Source organism: Priestia sp. HNGD-A6 (genome assembly GCF_045784335.1).
Lineage (GTDB): Bacteria > Bacillota > Bacilli > Bacillales > Bacillaceae_H > Priestia > Priestia zanthoxyli.
This window is the reverse complement of sequence record NZ_CP138621.1, coordinates 1609916-1630008: the sequence shown is the minus strand read 5'-3', so window position 1 is coordinate 1630008 and position 20093 is coordinate 1609916. Positions and strand designations below refer to the sequence as shown.

Here is a 20093-nt window from a genome sequence, read left to right as displayed (position 1 = left end):
GGAAACGCTCGTTTTTTATTTTTTCTAATTAAAACACCCTTATCAAAGAGTTTTAATAGGATAGTGCATATAACTTTTTAATGAAAAGAGGGTATGACACTATGAGTAAATCTGGATTTGTGCCGGATAATTCAAATATTAAAAAAAGCTCAGGAACGCCTAATCTGTCAGTGAATTATAAGCAAAACGTCCTGTTCAAACGAAACGACCAAAATATAGCGTATCAGCTAACCTCAACTCAGCTGCCTGCCATGCTCGGAGGTGCTTTTGTTGATTTATATATGACGAAAGGGCATATGAGAGAGCCGCACTGGCATCCAAACGCGTGGGAATTAGATGTCGTCGTTTCAGGTGAAGTGCAGGTGTCTATCTTGGACCCTGATACAAGCAGCATGCACAATTACCGAATAAAAGAAGGCGAAGTTGTTTTTATACCGATGGGCTGGTGGCATTGGATTGAACCTCTATCGGAAGAAGCGCATCTGCATCTCTTTTTTAACAATGATCAATTTGAGTCTACAGAAGGATCCGACGTGCTGCGTTTAACGCCTCCGATCGTGTTTCAAAAAGCATACGGAGTAAGCGCAAATGAAGTAGCAGAAGCCGTTGCTCCGATTACCGATACAGTTATCATTGGGCCGCCTAATCATTCTTTTTATCAAAAGAGCTATCTCAAAGATGAACGGGATGAACGAATTGTGGTTAAGATAAATGAAAAAGTAGTGCCTGCTGAAGATAAGTAGCAAAAAAAGAGGCTGGGACAAAAGTCTTTTAGGCGAAGTGAAAAACGAACCATGAATCAAAATGTTTAATTCACGGTTCGTTTTTCTGTTATAGTGAACGTAGATTTCATTTGTTTCACTCCTTCTAGCAGTTGATTGGAGGGCAAGGCGAAGACTCCTGCGGGAAAAGCGGAACAGATGAGACCCCGCAGGAGCGCAAGCGACGAGGAGGCTCAGCGGCCGCCCGCGGAAAGCGAAGCCTTGCACGGAAATCAACTGCGGTGTCACAAGCAGTTCAGCTCATGTATCTCCTTTGGTCGTCTTTAGATTGGTTTCATTTTGTTATGTCCCAGCCTCATTTTCGTGAGGCGTCTTTTATAAAAACAGCTCCTCACGTTCTAAGTGCTTGTGTAGACGGGTTGTGACTTGTTTTTGATTCCATTCGTTTTGCGGAAACTGCTGCTTGTCTACGTGAGCAACGGCCGGCTTATAGGTTTTTTGAATCCGTTTGATATCATTAAAGGTTGCGTTGGTTTCAATGTGATCAGCCAGCGTAAATACAAGAGAATGCAGCTTTGTAACATTGGGAATCGTAGCTGCTTGGCTGAAAATGGCTTTCGCGACGGACAGCTGTCTTTCATGCGCCGTAAAGACGTCTTGTTCATTCCGCTCCTTTAAATAAACAAGTGCTTCTTTTCCGTTAAGGCGAATCGATCCTTTTGGAAAAACAATGTTGCTGTGTTCAAAAGCACGTTTGTTTGTGACGATAATGCCGCCTAATTTATCTACAGCATCGACGACTGACTGCTGATCCATTTTGACATAATAATCAACAGGAAGCTTTGCATATGTTTCGACTTTTTTTACAACAGCATTCATATTTCCTTGATGATAAATGGTTCGCAGTGTTTCATTGCCGAGCTGAGTTGACCCTGGCAAGTGGGTCATTTTTATTGATTCATGCTGCTTATTAACAGTCATATATACAAATGACGTATTTTGATGGTTTTCTTGAATTAAAAGCAGGGAAAACGGTTGTCCTTTTTTTAAATTGACGTGTGTTTTGTTACCATGCTCAAGCGGTACATACGTTTGATCAACGGCAGCTTTCACCGTATGATAGCCTGCAAACGTGATGCTGACAAAACTGACGAGTAAAAACAGTACGAGGCCGCCAATCCATTCTTTTTTTGCTTTGCTGCTCATCGTCTCACCTTTTTCTATCGAAGTCGTTCGTAGTATTGCCATCTTAAAAGGGGAGTAAAACAAATGAGCGCTATTTTTATTGCGTATCTTGCTTTTTCTTGGCGTAGGTTTTGAGCTCTGTAATTAAAATTGCTTGTTCTTCCACATCGTTAAATGCTTCAATGCCATAAAGGTATTCGGTGTGCCGTTTTTCTTTCCACACGCAAAGTCCGGTAATATGGATGGGTTTTTCATTTAAATAAAAGCTGATTTTTAGCTGAATTTGATGGTTGAAAATAGGTAAATCAAGCGGCGTAATTATTTTGATTCCTTTTGGTGAAAGGTCGATAACAGACAAAGGACCTGGCTTAGAATCGATTTCTTTGTTGTCGTATTTAGCAATGGAAAACGTTCCAACAATGGGAGTCTCAAATAAAAAGCGAAACGGTTCTTCACGTTTAAAATGCATGTATCATCAGTCCTTTTCGTAATCTAAGTTTGTTAAGTAAGTATTCGATGAAAGTCTAAAAATTCCTACACGTTTTTCCCCATCACCCATATAATGTTTATCGATGTAGAATATCTACCATGGCCACAGACCGGCCATGGTAGATATTCTAGACCTAATCGTAGGTCACCCCCCTTGCGGGGTTGGTGGCCTACGATTAGGTAGACCTTTGTGGGAGGGTTCGAGAGGTCTGGGGTAGTGCTTGCTGTTTGTAAGTACTATCGTATTATTAACTAGCGGGTATACTAGTAGGGCTTTTGTAAAATAAGGGCATAATAACTTGCTTTTATAGTATCGGAAGTTTTGTTTGAAACTTTAAATGGTGAGGGAAAGGTTTTGAAAAAAGCGCTACGCTAGAGTTGGATTGTATGTTAAAATTAAACTTTGTGAAGTAGCTGTATTACAAGTCAGCGTTCCTTCAACTAATTAGGAGGTGAGATGAATGGGCACTGATGACCCCATTTCGATGAAGGTTACTGCAAAACAAGATAGGGGCAACAAAGGTGTATGTGTTCCTCTCATTTCAACGAAGGAAAATACTCCTTAATGCCTCAATGATGTGAGGTGAAAAATCAATGATTAAAACATACTTATATGATGATGAAACAAAAGAAATGGTAACGAATCTTGATTTAGGAGACGTGCATGAAAAATTGCGCAATCCTGATAATTTGCTGTGGATTGATCTGTATGATGTCCACGGACAAGAGCTTGCTCAAATTGCTAAATTATTCGATTTTCACCCATTGGCGATCGAAGACTGCTTACACGACAGTCCTCGCGCTAAAATGGATGATTACGAAGACTATAAATTTTTCGTTTTTCACGCGCTTCGCTATAACGAAGAAAGTGATGACGAGATTACCACGCTTGAGTTAAATGCCTTTGTCGGATCAAATTACGTAGTGACGATTCATAAACATAAAATGGGCTGGCTTCGCAAAATGGATGCTGTGTGCTCACGCTATCCAAAGTTTATGAACCGCGGCGCCGACTTTTTGCTATATGCTTTGATTGATGGCATCACGGACGAATATTTTCCGATTTTAGACCGAATTGACATGCGTATTGATGAATTAGAAGATGAAATCTACAACAAAGAAGTCCGCGGAGTGACGGAAGAGTTCTTGGCGTTAAAAAGAACGATTATCTTAATCCGTCGCGTTATTCTGCCTCAGCGCCGAATTTTCTTAACGGTTAATGGAAAGTGGAAATTCGACATACGAGAAGAAAATGTTCCTTTCTACATTGACTTGCTTGACCACTTAGAGCGTATTGTAGACTCTGCCGAAACGTTTAGAGACCTCGTAAACAGTGCGCTTGATACGTATTATTCTATTACCAATGCAACTTCATCTGAAAAGCTGAATGTCTTAACGTTAATTTCAACGATTATGCTTCCGCTAACGTTCGTAACCGGATTTTTTGGAATGAACGTACCGATTCCATATCAAAATTCCCACTGGGCTACTGCTGTTATTATTGTTATGTTAATTGTGTTAACGTGGGGAATGTGGAAATATTTTAAAAACAAACAGCTGTTATAACAAAAAGGCACTTGGCTATAAGCCAAGTGCCTTTTTCTTTCTTTATTTTGTCACCGTTTTTGTTGTTGCTTTACTCGTATTGTTCGCTTTGTCTTTTGCCGTTACGCTTAAAACTGTTTTTTCTTTTTGCTTTTTAATTTTTACTGAGTATTGTCCTTTGCTGTTAGCAGCAGCAGAGCCAATGCTTTTTTTGTTTACGGTTACTGTTACGGTAGCATTTGCTTCTGCTTTACCCGTTACAACCGTGCTTTTTGTTGTGACAGCATTTACGCTTGGTGCAGCAGGAGGAGTTTTATCGCTCACTTTTACAGTCGTAGCTTTACTTGTGTTGTTAGCTGCGTCTGCTGCTGTTACGCTGATTGCTGTACCCGCTTTTTGTTTTTTAATCGTTATGCTGTACTGACCTTTTGCGTTAGCTTTTGCTTTGCCGATTTCTTTGTTGTTCACTTTGGCTACAACAGATGCATTTGCTTCTGCTGTTCCTTTAATAGCCGTATCCGCGTCGCTGACTGGATTCACTTTAGGTGCATTTGGAGCAATAACGTCACGCACCGTTACTTTTACTTCTTCACTTTCTTGTTTTTGGCTGTTTGTAGCCGTGATATACAAGACTGTGTTTTCTTTTTGTTTTGGAATCTTCACTTTGAACGCGCCTTTTGCATCAGCTTTTGCCGAAGCAATCACTTGTTTAGCGCTGTTTTTAACATTTACCGTAAAATTCGCTTTAGACGTTCCTGTTACGTATTCATCTTTATTCGTCACGGCTTTTACCGCTGGTTTGGCAGGTGCTTTTTGAACGACTGCACGAATGCTTGTGCTTGCTTTTCCGTTTGTGACAACCACCTGTAAAACGGTATCAGCTTTTTGAGCTGGAATGTTCACAGAGAACGTATTTTTTGCATCAGCTTTGGCAGTGCCAAGTGTTTTTGAGCCGTTCATTACTTTAACAGTTGAACCGCTTTGAGCTTTACCTGTAACAACTTTTTGCGTGCTGACAAATGTATTTACCTGCGCTTGCAGCTGCTGTGCACTTACCGCGCTGTACGCATTTAAACGTCCCCATCCTGATACGTAATCGTAGCCTGGAGCAGGAGGTTCTGCTGGACTTTCTTCGTCATCATATACAGGAGCATCTTTCTCGTCAAACTTAATATCTTTAGCTGTATCCGTTAGGCGTTTTTCAACGTCTTTTGGCTTTAAGCCTGGGTTTTGGGACAGTAATAATCCCGCAACGGCTGCCACGTGAGGTGTCGCCATTGATGTTCCGCTTAAATAAGTAACGTTTCCGTCTGGAACAAGACTTGGAATATCAGAGCCTGGAGCTGTAATATCTAATCCTTTTCCATAGTTTGAGTAGTCAGATACGATATCTAAACGGTTTGACGCGCCTACTGAAATCGCATAGGCAGATGAAGCTGGGTAAGAGAGCTCTTCCATACCGTCGTTTCCGCTTGCTGCTACAACCGTTACGTTATGGTCGTATGCATATTTTAATGAATATTCAAGCACGCGGCTGTAAGATCCGCCAAGGCTTAAGTTAATAACTTTTGCACCGTGATCAACCGCGTATTTAATACCGTACGCAATTTGTTCTGTATCTCCGCTTCCAGATGCGTCTAGAATTTTAACCGGTAAAATTTTCGCGTGAGAATTAATGCCGGCCATTGAATAGTTATTGTTTGCAGAGGCTGCGATAATACCTGCTACGTGAGTTCCGTGTCCATTGTCATCAGTTGCATTCGACGAACGATCCACGTAGTTGTATCCAGTCTTTGTATCCACTACGCCTTTTAAATCAGCAAGTGATGAATCGACGCCCGTATCGGCAACAGCAATAACCGTATCTTTTAATTTTTGCCCGTTTAGTAGTTTTTCAAGCGATTCGTACTGAATATCAGCATGTTGAGTACCGTCATTTTTACCCGTGTTGTTTAATGACCACTGATACGGATATTGTGAATCCATTGAAAGAGCGTGGTACTCTTGAACCGGCTCGATAAATTCAGTTTCAGGAAGTGCCTGAATTTGTTTTGCCGTCATTTTACCTTGAGCAGACGACGTACTGAAGCTTTTTCCATTGCTGTCATCTAATTGGATAACAAACATATTATCAAAAGAAGCAGCTGATTGTTTTAATGGATTAATAGATTCAATGCTTGCTGATTTTGACTGTGCTTTTGTTTTAAATGACTTTGCATTTGCACCATCTTTTAATTTAACAATATAGCGAGTTTCCGCTTTTGTTGAAACGCTGTTTGCGCTGACTAATTTAGCTCTTACTAATACAGACGATACGTTTAAGTCCGTTACGTCTTTTAATTTTGTCTGTGCTGCTACTTTTTCTAAGTCTTTCTTTAAAGCAGTCGGAACAGATTTATAAGCGATGCTGTATAAATCATTGATTGCTTTTTGATCAGCACTTGTAATCATATATGTGCTTGATGCGCCGTTTTTCGCTACATCTGTAAATAAACCTTTTAGCTGAACTAAATCTTTGTATACTTGTTCGCGCATTGATTTATCGATAATCATTTTAGAGCTGATAAACGGAGCGGCTTTGTAGTAAAGAGAAGAAAGGTCTTTTCCGCTTGCTGTTTTTGAAAGCACAGCGTCACGAATCGTACGCAAATCTTTTAAAATACCTTTTCCGTTTTCTTTTTGGCTTGTACTTAATTCAGCCGGGCATTCTTCTTCCATCATTTGAGAAGGAGGAAGTGAAGCGCCTTCATAGCTGATTGTATATGGAACTTCTGTTTTTTCTTCCGGCTGTGGTTCTGGAGAAGTTGAACCATCTTCCGCATCTTCTTCAATCATGTCGTCTTCGCTTCCATAATACTCAACTTTCACATAATAAGGGCCAGTCCAAGCGATTGGAAAATCAAGCTGAGCAGGCTCATCTTTGTAGGAGTATCCCATATAACGGTCAAATGCCACGTTGTTTTTGGCATTTTCAAGGCTAGAGTAAACCGTGATGTTTACTTCATCATCACTTTGAAGCTTAATTCGGTAGTGTGAAAACTTTGCTACCTCTTGCTTAGAAGGATTAATTTTGTACCAATGTGTTTGTTCTGGTTCTGTAAATGTTCCTTTTGCTGCTTTACCAATGCTTAATGTTTTTTCATTAGCAGGAGGATTGCCTGCTGCTTGTGTTTTCAGTAAGCCTAATTGGCTCAAACACAAGGTGAACATTAAAGCAAAAGCAATAAAACGATAAATTGACCCTTTTTTCATGTTAAACCTCCAAAAAAATATAGTAAAAAACAGGAATTACATACCTATTAAACCATAAAGTTTAAAAACTTGTAAATAATTACTGTTGCTTATTTTAGTATTTTGTCAAGTTATTAATCTCGCATAAAAATGGTGAGATAAGTCCTAGTTGCAAAAAGTAGAAAAAATTGGAATAATAAAGATTGAGCCTATTTGTAAGAGGCGAAAGTACGCTGACAAGGGAAGAAGGGAATGAGAATTATTTTTAAAAGCAGAATCTGTTGGAGAAAATCTGATCGGTTTCTTTTTACCTGTGTTTATAAAGGGGAAATCGGGCTATATAAATAAAGATTGGAAAAATTTTCAGTCTAATTAAGTTCATTTGTAGCATATAATACGAGCTGGATTTCTTTTATAATAAACAAAAGCAAAGAAAGAGCAAATGGGGAAAAGGAGTGAAAGAAGTTGTCAAATGTGATGCAACGACAAGAAAAACGAATGAAGTTTGATGCCGAACAGCTTGCACCCCTTGATATTGATAAAGAGACAAAGAAGTTGCTAACAGAAAAAGGATTGCCCAAAGAAGCTTCACCATTTCTAGAGTTCGTTTCATCCAAAGGAAAGCTAACAACATTATGCGAAACATTTGAGTTATCATCTCGCTACCAGCACTATTGGTTTTTAGGAACAACCGGCGCTGGAGATCCAATTTGTCTTCATCAAAAAAACGGTTCGGTTGTGCTGCTCGATACGTCCAACGATGACTGCGAGCGTTTCGTGAATACAACTTTTCCGCAGTTTTTAGCATGCTTAGATGTGTTTGAAGAGCTAGTAGAAGAAACGATTCAAGCAAACGGAGAATCTGCATACTTAGAGCGACACATTCCTGCTGAGGTGCTGCAGCGATGCAAAAAACGTATGAATGAAATTGATGAAGCTTGCTTAGCCCCTTATTCTTTTTGGTTCAAAGAACTTTCTTTTTAATAATATAGTAGAAAAATAGACATGGCCGTTTTGGTCATGTCTATTTAGTTGTGGCTGCAGGATTATTAATATAGATAGAATAAATAAAAATGATAGTATATAATGGATATAAATTCCTTTTTGGGGAGGGAGGAGAGTGTAAATGATTTCTTTATTTGGATTATTGGGTGCTTTCTTCGTGCTGCTTTTTGGTGCGTCGTATTTCTTCTATAGAAGGAACTCGCCCGTGCAGTACGGAATTTCACTTAGCAGCATGCTAATAAGCATATTTCTATTTCTATATAGCATATTTGGAGTTGGCGGCTTTGAAGGAATGGGTCTTGGTGCTTTAGCGGCTGCTTTATTTTTGGCGTCGGTTCTGAGCTTGTTCGTCAGCGTTCTTTTTAATATCATAAATGGACGAGGGAAAGGTGCTGTATAAAATGGGAGAGATAAACTTTAGAGAAGCAGTGCGAGAAGATTTGGATCAAATTGTTGAAATGCTCGCGGATGATATGCTCGGAAGTAAACGAGAACGCTATGAATTACCGCTTCCAGACTGTTATGTCCAAGCATTTCAGGCAATTGATGCGGATCCAAACAATGAGCTGATTGTCGCATGTAAAGATAGTGAAGTAATAGGTGTTCAACAAATAACCTTTACGCCCCACATTGCAAGACAAGGCGGGTGGAGAGCCACGATTGAAGGAGTTCGAACCGCTTCGTCACAGCGCGGAAAAGGGGTTGGCTATCAGCTGATTACATGGGCGATTGAACGAGCGAAAGAACGTAATTGTCAGTTAGTACAATTAACAACGGACAAGGAACGATCGGAGGCTTTGCGTTTCTATCAAAAGCTTGGATTCACAGCTTCTCATGAAGGATTAAAGCTCCATTTGTAATTCGCTGTTAATGGTTGTATCCCCGTGGTAAGAATTTTTTGATTAAAATGAATTTTTTAGTTTAGTTCAATTGAAACGTGGTATACAGATAGTACAGAGCCGATAGAAATTTTTCTAAGGCTACTGTGAAAGGTAAATACTTAGCTTCATGAAGGGACTGGTTTAGTTTTGGAATACTTAACAGCAACTTCAGCAAACGTATTACCTCACATGAAAAGCAGATATTCTGATCTGACAATTGGCACTCTCGTTATGAACCGATATACGTAGCGAAAGGGCCTCACAAGGGCAAATGAACATGAAATAATTAGCATGATATGAAGGGAAGAACCTGCATCAGTTTTGATGCAGGTTCTTTTTTGTGAGATGCGGCAAGAAAACTTATACAAAACTTTGGCAGGAATTTATATGTAAAATCTATAAGTTAAGTATGGTAAATTATTTTAACATTACGGATGAAATCATACATACGATAATTATGAAAGAAGCTAAAAGTCAGCTAGAACATTACCGCAAAAAAATCTTCAAATGAATGCACTACGAAATTTCTTATAACTTATTTGACACTTAAGGTATAAAAGAGTATACTTATGTTAAACATAGTAATTATGTCGGATAAGTAGGTTATGGTGCTGTGAACAAGACTTCTACTGATAAAGAGGAGATCTAGTCCAAATCGTACAGTCCGACTTTGATGAGATGCTTTCAAGCATCTTTTTTTTGTGCAAAAAAACAGCCGCAGGGGCTGTTATAGGGCAGTAATTCTTCCTTTGTAAGCATCAATCAACCGCTGGTTATGTTCATCTGAACCTTCCATGTTTCCGCTTAAAAAGACAGGAGGCGTGATGCCGCGGCTGAGCAGTTTTTGTATGGCTTTAGATAGGACATCATTTAGGATAGCGCCTCCAATTACAGTAGAACCAGAAGCGAAGGAAATGTCTTGCTGATGAAGAAGAACGTCTCCTTTTGGAATATGATTATTAATAACAAGATCCACGACATCATGAAGGTATTTTCCGCTTTTATGTCGCGAAGCCCGGCTCGTGGCATAAGAAGGAGAGGTAAGCCCGATAACAAAGGCGCCTTTTTCTTTTGCAATTAAAGCTACATCAATCGGAACGGGATTTACGCCCGATGTAGAAATGACAATCATGATATCGCCTGGTACGATATCTTCTTTTTCCATAAAGGTGGAGGCATAGTCGTTTTTACGCTCTAGCTGTGAAGAGCGCGAAGCTCCTTTATGAAGCATCAGTTCTTCCACAAAAATAGGATGAATCGGCGCAAGCCCTCCAGAACGGTAAAACACTTCTTCCGTTAAAATATGAGAATGACCGCACCCAAATAAATGAATGAGGTGATGAGAAGCTAATTGCTGTGAGATTTTCTCGGCTGCGGATTCTATTGCCTGCTGTTCATGCGCCTCCACTTTAGCAAGCAGTTTTGTTAGTTCCTGTAGATATAAACTAGACATAAAAAAACTCCTTAGTTAAGATCGTGTCATGTTAATCGTAAACTTATAGCGGTCTGCTCGGTACGAAGATTTCACCACTTCAAGCGGCGTGCCGTCTTGCAAGTACGTATTTCGTTGAATCAGTAGAACGGGTGAATATGAGTTGATTCCAAGATGCTTCACTTCGGTTTCAGAAGCTAAAATGGATTCTAACGTTTGATTGGCTTCGCCAATATTTAGGCCTAGCTCTTCTTCTATATAGCGGTAAAGAGAGTCGTTAACAATGGATTCTGTTAACCCTTTGACTAAGTTAGCGGATACATATACGCTTTCGAGCGCCATTGGCACGTCGTCAGCTAAACGAATACGCTTGATTTCATAAACAGGTGCATGAAGAGAAATGTGCAGCTGCTCGGCAATTTTTTCTGAAGCCGCAATGATTTCAAAGCTCAGCAATTTACTGCTTGGCACCATTCCGCGCGCTTTCATATCTTCTGTAAAACTCGTTAATCCAACGAGCTGCTGCTCCAGTTTTTTTTCAGATACAAAGGTCCCGCGGCCTTTTTGACGATATAAATAACCGTCGTTTACTAAATTGTTAATCGCTTGGCGAACGGTCATTCTGCTGATTTCAAATCGTTCTGCAAACTCTCGTTCAGAAGGAAGCGAATCATTTGGTTTTAACTCTCCGTTTTCAATTTGTTTTTTTAACTGTTCTTCAATTTGATAATAAATCGGAAGAGGTGAGCTTTTATCAATCACTTAAGTTCTCTCCTTTATGTAAACCTCCTCATCTAAAAAAGACGAGGAGGCTATAAATTAAACCGTAGTCGATACTTTAGCTAAAGCTTCTTGGTCCGCAATAATTGTAACACAGTGATGCTTCTTTAAAATAGAAGCAGGGAAGTCTTCTGTGATTTCTCCGTTAAGCAGCTGATACATCGCTTCTGCTTTGGCTTCCCCGGAGATAAGCAGTAAAATTTCTTTACTTTTCATAATCGATTCAATTCCCATTGTAATAGCCTGAGTAGGCACTTCGTCAAGAGAATTAAAGTAGCGCGCATTGGCTTTTCGCGTTGACTCTTCTAACGTCACAATATGAGTAGGAGAGTTGAATGACGTACCAGGTTCGTTAAAGCCAATGTGTCCGTTTTGACCGATTCCAAGAATCTGAAGGTCAATGCCTCCATGATTTTGAATCATTTCATCGTAGCGGCGGCATTCTTCTTCAGGCGTATCAGCCAGCCCGTTAGGAACGTGCGTGTTGCTTACGTCAATATCAATGTGATTAAATAACGCATCTGCCATATAGTAGTGATAGCTGTTTGGATCTTGCGGCTGCATTCCCACATATTCATCTAAGTTAAAGGAAGTAACGTGTTTGTAAGACGTGCCGTGTTCTTTATGATCTTGAATTAAACGATCATATAATCCTTTCGGCGTGCCTCCCGTTGCAAGTCCCAGATTCATATTTGGCTTTTCATGAAGTTTGCTAATCAGCATATCAGCTGCTGTTGCACTCATTTCACTGTAGTTTTTCACTTGGATGATATTCATTGTTAGTCCTCCTTTTGAAAGCTCAATGTGCCTCGGCAAAATGTCATTTCAACATCTAAGTTTTCATTTAACACCACGATATCCGCATCTTTTCCAACTTTAAGGCTTCCTTTTGTATCAAACAGGTTAAGCTGTTTTGCTGGGTTTTCAGCGGTCATCTTTACGATGTCTTCTAATGAGCAGTTCGTAAAGCTCATCGTGTTTTTAATTGCATCGTTCATCTTTAAGATGCTTCCTGCTAACGTTCCATCTGCAAGGGTAGCCGTTGTGTCGTTTACGTGAACAGGCTGTCCGCCTAAATCATACGTACCGTTTTTTAGCCATTTGGCACGAAGAGAATCCGTGATAAGAATCATGCGTTCACTTGTAATTTGATCGTACGCAAGCTTGACCATTTCAGGTCGGCAGTGGATGCCGTCTGTAATCAGCTCTACAAATAATTCATCTCTCAAATAAGCGGCGCCTAATACGCCGGGCTCTCTATGGTGAAGACCGCGCATGCCGTTATATAAATGCGTAATATGAGAAGCTCCTGCTTCGATGGCTTCATCAACTTGATCATATGTGCTGTCAGAATGGCCAATAGAAGCGACAACGTTTGTTTCTTTTAAATAAGAAGTAAGAGATAAGCCGTTTGGCTGCTCCGGAGCTAACGTAACAAGTTTAATATGTCCTCCGGCTGCTTTTTGCCACTCTTGAAATAGTCCCACATTCGGATCTTGAATGTGAGTAGGAGGCTGCGCGCCCGCACGTTTCGGTGAAATAAACGGACCTTCTAAGTGAATACCAACTACTTCAGCATCCGCATCTGTTTGCTCTTCGATATAAGCGCCTGCGTTGCGAAGTGCTTTTTCAACCGCTTCATTCGACTGCGTCATAGTAGTTGCTAAAAAGCTTGTTGTACCTTCTTTTGGAAGCGTGCGCGCCATTGTTTTTAATGCTTCTGCCGTACCGTCCATAGCGTCCGCATTGTTAACGCCATGAATATGCACGTCAATGGCACCAGGAATCACTTTATAGGAAGGAGAAAGTTCAATTACATGGTCTTTCGGCTGCCGTACGTATTGATGGATCTCTCCGATTTCAGTAATTTTCTTGTTCGTTAGTTTAATATACCCGTTTTTTAATGTCTGATTTTCACTATAAACGGTTACATTATAAATAATGATGGATGAATGTGTATCCATACATACACTCCTTTGCTCGTTGTATTGATTTAAGTGTAACGCTTTTTGGAATAGTTGTCTAGACCAGTTGATTCTTTTTGTGAACCAGAAAGTTTTGTAAGGGCTTTTAACATTGATATAGAGAGGTTTTTAAAAAGAAAATTGGTATAGACAACTATATATTTTATGTGCTAGTATGAGTCCATGCAGTAAAACCGCCGTCATTTCAGCTGATTATGTAATCATAGGACAGGGATGAATGCGGTAACTTGTCATCCGATAAATATTGTTACGAAAATCCTTGCTCGTAACATCGGGTTAAATACGTTATACAAAGGGGATAGAAACATGCTGAATTTTTTACAACGTATTGGTAAATCGCTTATGCTGCCAATCGCAGTATTACCTGCTGCGGCATTGCTTCTTCGTTTGGGTCAAAAGGACTTATTAGATATTCCATTTATGGCTCAAGCCGGAGATGCGATTTTTGCGAATTTAGCACTACTGTTTGCACTCGGAATTGCTGTAGGACTTTCAAAAGATGGAAGCGGCGCAGCAGCACTTGCCGGAGTCGTCGGTTATTTTGTTCTAACAAAAGGAACTGTAGCTATTGATAAAGATATTAATATGGGTGTACTCGGCGGGATTGTCTCAGGTGTAACGGCTGGTTTACTATACAATCGTTTCTCAGCGATTAAGCTGCCAGAGTGGCTCGGCTTCTTTGCAGGAAAGCGGTTTGTACCGATTATTACTTCAGTCGTTATGCTTGCGCTTGCAGGAATTTTCGGGGTTATTTGGCCGCCGATTCAAGATCAAATTAACAACTTAGGAACGTGGATTACAGGAGCAGGAGCGCTTGGTGCAGGTATATACGGATTTTTAAACCGTCTGTTGATTCCAATTGGACTGCATCACGTGTTAAACAGCTTAGTATGGTTTGTATTCGGAGACTATCACGGCGTAACGGGAGATTTGAATCGCTTCTTTAAAGGAGATCCAACGGCAGGAACGTTCATGTCTGGATTCTTCCCGGTTATGATGTTTGGTTTACCGGCAGCTGCGCTTGCGATGATTGCAGCAGCTAAAAAAGAAAAACGCAAACAAGTCAGCGGTATGTTAATCGGACTTGCGGTTACTTCTTTTTTAACAGGAATTACGGAACCAATTGAATTTCTATTTATGTTCGTAGCACCGCTATTATACGTTATTCATGCCGTTTTAACGGGAATTTCGATGGCTTTAGCCGTTGCTCTTGGCATTCACGCTGGATTTGGATTTTCAGCAGGGGCCATTGATTTCTTCTTAAACTACGGAATTTCACAAAAACCGCTGCTGTTAGCGGGAATTGGAATTGTATATGCGGTCATTTACTTTGTCATTTTCTACACGCTGATCAAAGCATTAAATTTAAAAACACCGGGACGTGAAGATGATGAAGAAGTAGACACACCAAACGAAACGGTTGTAGCAACAGGCGATAAATATGTGGATATGGCGTCTTATTTTATTGAAGATTTAGGCGGAAAAGAAAACTTAACCGTAATTGATAACTGTGCGACTCGTCTTCGCTTACAAGTAGCTGATGCCGGCAACATTAACGAATCTGCCTTAAAGCGTCACGGAGCGAGAGGAATCATGAAGCTCAGCAAAACAAATGTTCAAGTCATTGTCGGAACAGAAGTAGAGTTTGTTGCAGACGCAATGAATCAATTAGTTAAATACGGCACAGCGTCAACCGCTGCACCTGTTGAACAACAGGCTGTTCAAGCAGATGCACACACAGAGTTTGTGTTACCGTTTGAAGGCGTTGTAAAGCCGCTTAGTGAAGTGGAAGATCAAGTGTTTTCACAAAAGATGATGGGTGACGGCTTTGCGATTGAACCGATTGAAGGAACGCTCGTATCACCGATTAACGGTGAAGTCATGACCGTGTTCCCAACAAAACATGCGATTGGCTTAAAAACAGTAGAAGGAATTGAAATCCTGATTCACGTTGGGTTAGATACCGTGAATTTAAAAGGAGAAGGATTTCAAGCGCTTGTTCAAGAAGGTGACAGCGTTCAACAAGGAACACCTCTTTTACAAGTGGATTTAGAGTATGTTAAAAAGCATGCACCGTCGATTGTGACACCGGTTGTATTTACCAACTTGCCAGCGGATAAAGAAGTGAAGCTGTTAAAAACAGGCTACCAAAAGCAAGGTACAAAAGACGTTATTACATTTTAATAAAAAGGCTGGAACAAACCTGTTCTAGTTAAAAGAAGATCCGAACGATGAAGCGTTCGGATCTTTTTATTGTGATGGTGAACGTAGATTCAATCTATTTAGTTGCTTCTGGCTGTTGATTGGAGGGCAAGGCGAAGACTCCTGCGGGAAAAGCGGAACAGGTGAGACCCCGCAGGAGCATAAGCGACGAGGAGGCTTACCGGCCGCCCGCGGAAAGCGAAGCCTTGCACGGAAATCAACAGCGTTGTTGCAAGCAATCAGCTCATGTATCCTATTTATTCGTTTTTATATGGGGTGATCTAGTTACGTTTCAATCTCTTTTTTCTTTTCTTCATAATTGAAAGAATTTTGTGTTAAAATTTAGGGTGTTTGATACAGCTAGTGTGGAGCAGAGAGGGAGTAGAACAAGTGAAAAAAGAAACGGCATTATTCAAAGTAAAGGTGACAGCATGTTTATTATAGGAGCATTAGTCAATGGATTAGCAATTGTTGTCGGAACATTAATGGGCAAGCTTGCTCACCGCATTCCTGAAAAAGTAAGCGTGACGGTGATGCAAGTGATGGGTTTATCCGTTATCACCCTCGGCTTGCAAATGGGCTTTAAAAGTCATCAGTTTTTAATTGTAATTTTGAGTTTAGCCATTGGAGCGGTTATTGGTGAGTTCATTGATTTAGATGAAAAGCTAAATCTTTTAGGCAATATGATTGAACGAAAATTTCAATCTCAGCAAAATGACAAGCAAACATTTAGTATGTCACAGGGCTTTGTGACAGGAACGCTAATTTTTGTTATTGGAGCGATGGCGATTGTAGGGGCATTAGACAGCGGAATACGAGGCGATCACAGCGTATTGTTTACGAAAGCGGTGATGGATGGGTTTATCTCATTGTTATTAACGACTACGCTTGGAATAGGCGTCATTTTCTCAGCGGTGCCCGTATTTCTGTACGAAGGTATCATTGCGTTATTTGCTACGCAAATTAATGCGGTTGTGCCGCAAGATTTAATGAATAGTATCATTGCCGAAGTCACAGGAGTAGGCGGCGTGTTAATTTTAGCAATTGGAATTAATTTATTAGAAATTATTAAAATTAAAGTTGCTAATTTACTGCCTTCGATTTTAATTGCGGTTGTGATTGTAGTTGTACAGCATACATATTTTTTATGAAGAAAAAGCTTGTGAATAGTATTCGCAAGCTTTTCTGTATATATGAGCAAAAGTTAAGGAAGTAGCAGGTATAAAGTGATACGTGGATAATGGTATAGAATGAACAGAAAAACAAAAAGGAGGATTAAAAATGCCGAGTCCTGTTTTCAACAAAATGAATACGGTATTTATTCACGTATCCAATTTAAAGTCTTCAGTAAAATGGTATAGCGAGCTATTGAGTCAAGAATACAAGATGAGCCAGGTGAAGAACCCTGTTTATAATCTCAAAATTGATGGAGAAACAGGGTTAACGCTGGATGCTGGCCCAGAAGGAACAGAAAAACAAATAGTGGCTAGTCTCCATCCAATTTTTAATTTCCATACGGAAGATATTAAAGAAGCGTATGAATTTGTTAAAGAGCTGGACTATACGATTGATTCTCCGATTACTTTTTTTGATGATTTTTCGTTTTTTACGATAAAAGATCCAGATGGACATGTGGTCATGATTTGTACAGGTTAAGTCGTTAGCTCCAGAAGTTTAAGGTATAGTATACTAATAATAAAACCCTAATGAGATGAAGTAAGGAGAAATACTGCTTATGAAAGACAATCAACCGATTACAGCTCTTATTGCTGCACAAGTGGAGAAGCTAGCACATCAATTTGGCTATGATTTTTTATCTGAAAAACAAGGGAATCAAACGCTTTGTCAAATTCTTCAGCGAGATGAAGACGGATCTATTTTGGCAACGCCGCTTAGTTTTCATTTACATATGAATGAAGACAAAGGGACAGGAGATATTATTTATTACCATGAACAAGGAGAATTTAAGCGTCAGCAGGTGAATGTCTATGAAGAAAATAGCCTTGTGAACGTTTTGTTATTTATCCAAGAGAGGTTGAAGGTCAATCGATAAAAACGATTAACCTAACATATGCAAGAAAAAAAGCAGGGAGCTCCCTGCTTTTTTTATGAATTGATATAACGCAATCCTACGCGGTTATTAAAAATTTGGTTATGACTTTTGAAGACAAAAGCACCTGCTGCATGATCGATCACCAGCTCATTGTCGTACACTTCTTCCATGTCATCATCAACAATAAATTCTAGGTCTTCAACCGTTACAACTTTTTCATAGGGTTGAAGGCTGCGCTTTGAGATGATCTTCATTTCATAAATTGTATTAACAATATCGCAGCTTCCTCGATCAAAAGAAAGCTGAATCATTTGATTTTGTTCCACATTCTGCAACGCTTCTTTTGCAGAAGGAGTGACGTGTATATTCATGATTGTATCCTCCTTTTTCTATCCTCAAATTAAATTGTGTGAAATGTATTTACGAATACTTTATTCGATTTTTATGTCACGGGCAAGAAAAAAGCTTTCTTACTATTATTATTTCCCTTTCTAAACGGAACAAAACGCTGATGTTTTTATCATGTTTTCATAAAGACGTACATACATATCACCTGTATGTGATTATAGAAAAAAGAGATCAGCTATAGAAAAACTGTGCTTTGTAATTCTTAGGTGTAAATGCTTAATTATAGGAATATATTGTAAAAATATAAGAAGATAAGTCATTTACCTATTTTAATAGTTATTGAGATAGTTTTGAATAATTGGTTTTATTTTCAATATATTGGGTACTTAAGTAGAGTACTTTGCACACGATATTGCACCGAAAGACATCGGTTTATCGGACTAATTATTGTCTTATTTTGTCGAAGTAGTAGAATTTATGGAAACCATTCCTTATCATGTACAAAGTGACTAACAAAATACATAGGAGGTTCTGGTGTAGATGAGTGAGAAAGATCAAAACAGAACAACAGACGAAACAGCGGCTTCGCTAGAAACAGCGCCCGCTCCCAAAAAAGCGCCGGCTAAATGGATTATCATTTTGGCAGCTTTAATTGTGATTATTGGAGGAGTAATTACATTTGCTACGGTATTTAAAAAATCTCCTAAGCAATTATACTTAATTTCTGAAGTAAATACGTATCAAAAAGCAGCAGATGAATTAGAAACGAAGTACAGTGAAACGATGGCTTATCAGGAAAAAGCGATGAAGCAGCCTTCTACCACAAATGCTACTGTCAAAGGCGGCTTTAACATGGATTCACTTTCGTATGATCCAAGCTTTAAAATGATTCAAGATCTTATCAGTAAAGCTGAAATTAAAATTAAAGCGGAACAAGATCCGAAAAAAAGTGAAGCATACGGTTCACTGGCTCTTAATATCGGCGGTTCAAAAGCGCTTGACCTAGAAGGTTTTCAAACGAAAGAAAGAATAGGCTTTAAAGCCCCGATTCTAGCAAATGAATATTTCTATTTAAACTTAGACGAATATGGACAGGTAGCGCGTAAGTTCGATCCTTCTTATTCAGGTCCTGAAACGCTTGATATTAACACGAGCAACGTGAGTTTAGAAGACTTAAAGTTAACGGAAAAAGAAAAAACCTACATTGCAAAAGAGTACGGAACGTTCATTTATGATCAGCTAGACAGCGATTATTTTACAAAAGAAAAAAATGTAGATTATAAAACAAATGGCAAAACGCTTCAGTTAACAAGCGTGACGCTTAACATGTCTGACAAAGAAACAAAACAATTTATGGATAAGCTTATTGCGAAGGTAGCAAAAGATGACAAGCTTCATACTATCTATGCAAACCACGTGTCTAAGCTGTTTAAATCTTCGGCAGCAACGAATCCAGAATTAAAAGATATGGCAGATCCAAAAGAATTGAAAAAATCAGTAAAAGAAAGTCTTCAAGACTTCCAAAAAGAAGCAAAAGATACGACTTACCCTGGCGGTGTTAAATCAACCGTGTACGTTCAAGATGATGTTGTTGTAGCTCGCGATATGAACATGGGCGTAAAAAATGCTTCTAACGATAAAGGAAAGATTAACGTCGTAACTAAAAATATTCCGTATGAAGATAACAAAACGGCTAAGCAGTTCAAAGCAGTCCTAACCGATAGCACTACCGATGATGCATTTACGTTTGATATGAAAAATGACGTAACAACGGAAAGTGAAAAGAGAAAAGAAAACATGTCTATTCATTTGTTAACAAAAGATTCAAAAGATGAAGACACGAATATGACGTTTAAAATGAATTCAGTAATCAACGGTAAAACCGATGCAAAACAGACGGCTGACCGTACTTTCTCTTTAGACTTAGGTGATCAAGAAGATCTAGTAATAAACGGAGAAGTAAAGCAGAATCAAGCAATAAGTGCTTCAAAAGGAAAAGCAGATTATTCGTTTGATATTCGTACAAAAATAGGACCAAAAGCAGATCCTGCAAACGTTACGTTAAAAATTGACTCTGCTTCTCAATTAAAAAAATCAGCCTCTATTCCAGAGCTTGACGCATCTAATGCGACAAACGTAAAAGATGTAACGCCTGAAGATATGCTGTCGATTCAAGAAAACTTCGCTAAAAATGTTCAAGGTCTCATGATGAATATGGGAACCGCTGGTTACTAA

At 39.3% G+C, this 20093-nt stretch carries 20 protein-coding genes; 12 read left to right on the top strand and 8 right to left on the bottom strand.

The window, feature by feature from the left end:
* Positions 1-101: 101 nt before the first annotated feature.
* Positions 102-743 (top strand): cupin domain-containing protein, encoded by a 642-nt coding sequence (locus SCI76_RS08305; RefSeq protein ID WP_048020225.1) that lies wholly within the window; start codon positions 102-104, stop codon positions 741-743.
* 131 nt (positions 744-874) lie between these two features.
* Positions 875-1147 carry a hypothetical protein gene (locus tag SCI76_RS08300; RefSeq protein ID WP_080968639.1) on the top strand — a complete coding sequence of 91 codons (273 nt, stop codon included), beginning with the start codon at positions 875-877 and terminating at the stop codon, positions 1145-1147.
* Here the strand turns inward: SCI76_RS08300 and SCI76_RS08295 are convergent.
* On the bottom strand, positions 1098-1928 hold the full coding sequence (locus SCI76_RS08295) for an LCP family protein (protein WP_338705320.1): 831 nt from the start codon (positions 1926-1928) through the stop codon (positions 1098-1100). The two genes, SCI76_RS08300 and SCI76_RS08295, sit on opposite strands and share 50 nt — an antisense overlap.
* Positions 1929-2004: 76 nt before the next feature.
* Positions 2005-2376, bottom strand: coding sequence for a PilZ domain-containing protein (locus tag SCI76_RS08290; RefSeq protein ID WP_034270461.1), 372 nt, complete (start codon positions 2374-2376; stop codon positions 2005-2007).
* A gap of 614 nt (positions 2377-2990) precedes the next feature.
* On the opposite strand from SCI76_RS08290, the gene corA reads away from it, so the two are divergent.
* Positions 2991-3962: a magnesium/cobalt transporter CorA gene (gene corA, locus SCI76_RS08285; RefSeq protein ID WP_013055874.1), complete on the top strand. Its 972-nt coding sequence runs from the start codon at positions 2991-2993 to the stop codon at positions 3960-3962.
* 42 nt (positions 3963-4004) lie between these two features.
* Here corA and SCI76_RS08280 read toward each other — a convergent pair whose 3' ends face one another.
* Complete coding sequence (locus SCI76_RS08280; RefSeq protein WP_407545132.1) at positions 4005-7193, bottom strand: Ig-like domain-containing protein; 3189 nt, start codon at positions 7191-7193, stop codon at positions 4005-4007.
* Positions 7194-7646: 453 nt separating this feature from the next.
* Between SCI76_RS08280 and SCI76_RS08275 the strand changes: the two genes are divergently transcribed.
* The 3 genes from SCI76_RS08275 (at position 7647) to SCI76_RS08265 (ending at position 9037) form a co-directional block, all read left to right on the top strand.
* The gene (locus SCI76_RS08275) at positions 7647-8156 is read left to right on the top strand and encodes an SUKH-4 family immunity protein (protein ID WP_223546654.1); all 510 of its coding nucleotides are present in this window, start codon (positions 7647-7649) and stop codon (positions 8154-8156) included.
* Positions 8157-8298: 142 nt separating this feature from the next.
* Positions 8299-8577: a YesK family protein gene (locus tag SCI76_RS08270; protein ID WP_328179933.1), complete on the top strand. Its 279-nt coding sequence runs from the start codon at positions 8299-8301 to the stop codon at positions 8575-8577.
* A 1-nt stretch (position 8578) separates the two neighbouring features.
* On the top strand, positions 8579-9037 hold the full coding sequence (locus SCI76_RS08265) for a GNAT family N-acetyltransferase (protein ID WP_407545131.1): 459 nt from the start codon (positions 8579-8581) through the stop codon (positions 9035-9037).
* Positions 9038-9785: 748 nt separating this feature from the next.
* Here SCI76_RS08265 and SCI76_RS08260 read toward each other — a convergent pair.
* The 4 genes from SCI76_RS08260 to nagA are packed head-to-tail and all read right to left on the bottom strand — an operon-like array spanning position 9786 to position 13234.
* Positions 9786-10511, bottom strand: coding sequence for an SIS domain-containing protein (locus SCI76_RS08260; protein WP_099330728.1), 726 nt, complete (start codon positions 10509-10511; stop codon positions 9786-9788).
* Between the two features lie 15 nt (positions 10512-10526).
* Complete coding sequence (locus SCI76_RS08255; protein ID WP_034270436.1) at positions 10527-11252, bottom strand: GntR family transcriptional regulator; 726 nt, start codon at positions 11250-11252, stop codon at positions 10527-10529.
* A 57-nt stretch (positions 11253-11309) separates the two neighbouring features.
* A complete protein-coding gene (gene nagB, locus SCI76_RS08250; RefSeq protein WP_063247604.1) occupies positions 11310-12047 on the bottom strand; it encodes a glucosamine-6-phosphate deaminase in 738 nt (245 codons plus the stop codon).
* Between the two features lie 2 nt (positions 12048-12049).
* Positions 12050-13234, bottom strand: a complete 1185-nt coding sequence (gene nagA / locus SCI76_RS08245; protein WP_048020238.1) for an N-acetylglucosamine-6-phosphate deacetylase — start codon at positions 13232-13234, stop codon at positions 12050-12052.
* Between the two features lie 327 nt (positions 13235-13561).
* Here nagA and nagE point away from each other — a divergent pair, with 327 nt between their 5' ends.
* From nagE to SCI76_RS08220, 5 genes are all read left to right on the top strand, one after another.
* Positions 13562-15439: an N-acetylglucosamine-specific PTS transporter subunit IIBC gene (gene nagE, locus SCI76_RS08240; protein WP_048020240.1), complete on the top strand. Its 1878-nt coding sequence runs from the start codon at positions 13562-13564 to the stop codon at positions 15437-15439.
* Positions 15440-15554: 115 nt separating this feature from the next.
* Complete coding sequence (locus tag SCI76_RS08235) at positions 15555-15737, top strand: hypothetical protein (protein WP_407545130.1); 183 nt, start codon at positions 15555-15557, stop codon at positions 15735-15737.
* Between the two features lie 151 nt (positions 15738-15888).
* Positions 15889-16608: a DUF554 domain-containing protein gene (locus SCI76_RS08230; RefSeq protein ID WP_033579488.1), complete on the top strand. Its 720-nt coding sequence runs from the start codon at positions 15889-15891 to the stop codon at positions 16606-16608.
* A gap of 130 nt (positions 16609-16738) precedes the next feature.
* Entirely contained in the window at positions 16739-17113 is a 375-nt protein-coding gene (locus tag SCI76_RS08225; protein ID WP_221832828.1) for a VOC family protein, read from the top strand.
* 79 nt (positions 17114-17192) lie between these two features.
* Positions 17193-17510 carry a hypothetical protein gene (locus SCI76_RS08220; RefSeq protein WP_034270421.1) on the top strand — a complete coding sequence of 106 codons (318 nt, stop codon included), beginning with the start codon at positions 17193-17195 and terminating at the stop codon, positions 17508-17510.
* Between the two features lie 53 nt (positions 17511-17563).
* Here SCI76_RS08220 and SCI76_RS08215 read toward each other — a convergent pair whose 3' ends face one another.
* Complete coding sequence (locus tag SCI76_RS08215; protein ID WP_407545129.1) at positions 17564-17881, bottom strand: iron-sulfur cluster biosynthesis family protein; 318 nt, start codon at positions 17879-17881, stop codon at positions 17564-17566.
* Between the two features lie 517 nt (positions 17882-18398).
* On the opposite strand from SCI76_RS08215, the gene SCI76_RS08210 reads away from it, so the two are divergent.
* Complete coding sequence (locus SCI76_RS08210) at positions 18399-20093, top strand: DUF6583 family protein (protein ID WP_310884259.1); 1695 nt, start codon at positions 18399-18401, stop codon at positions 20091-20093.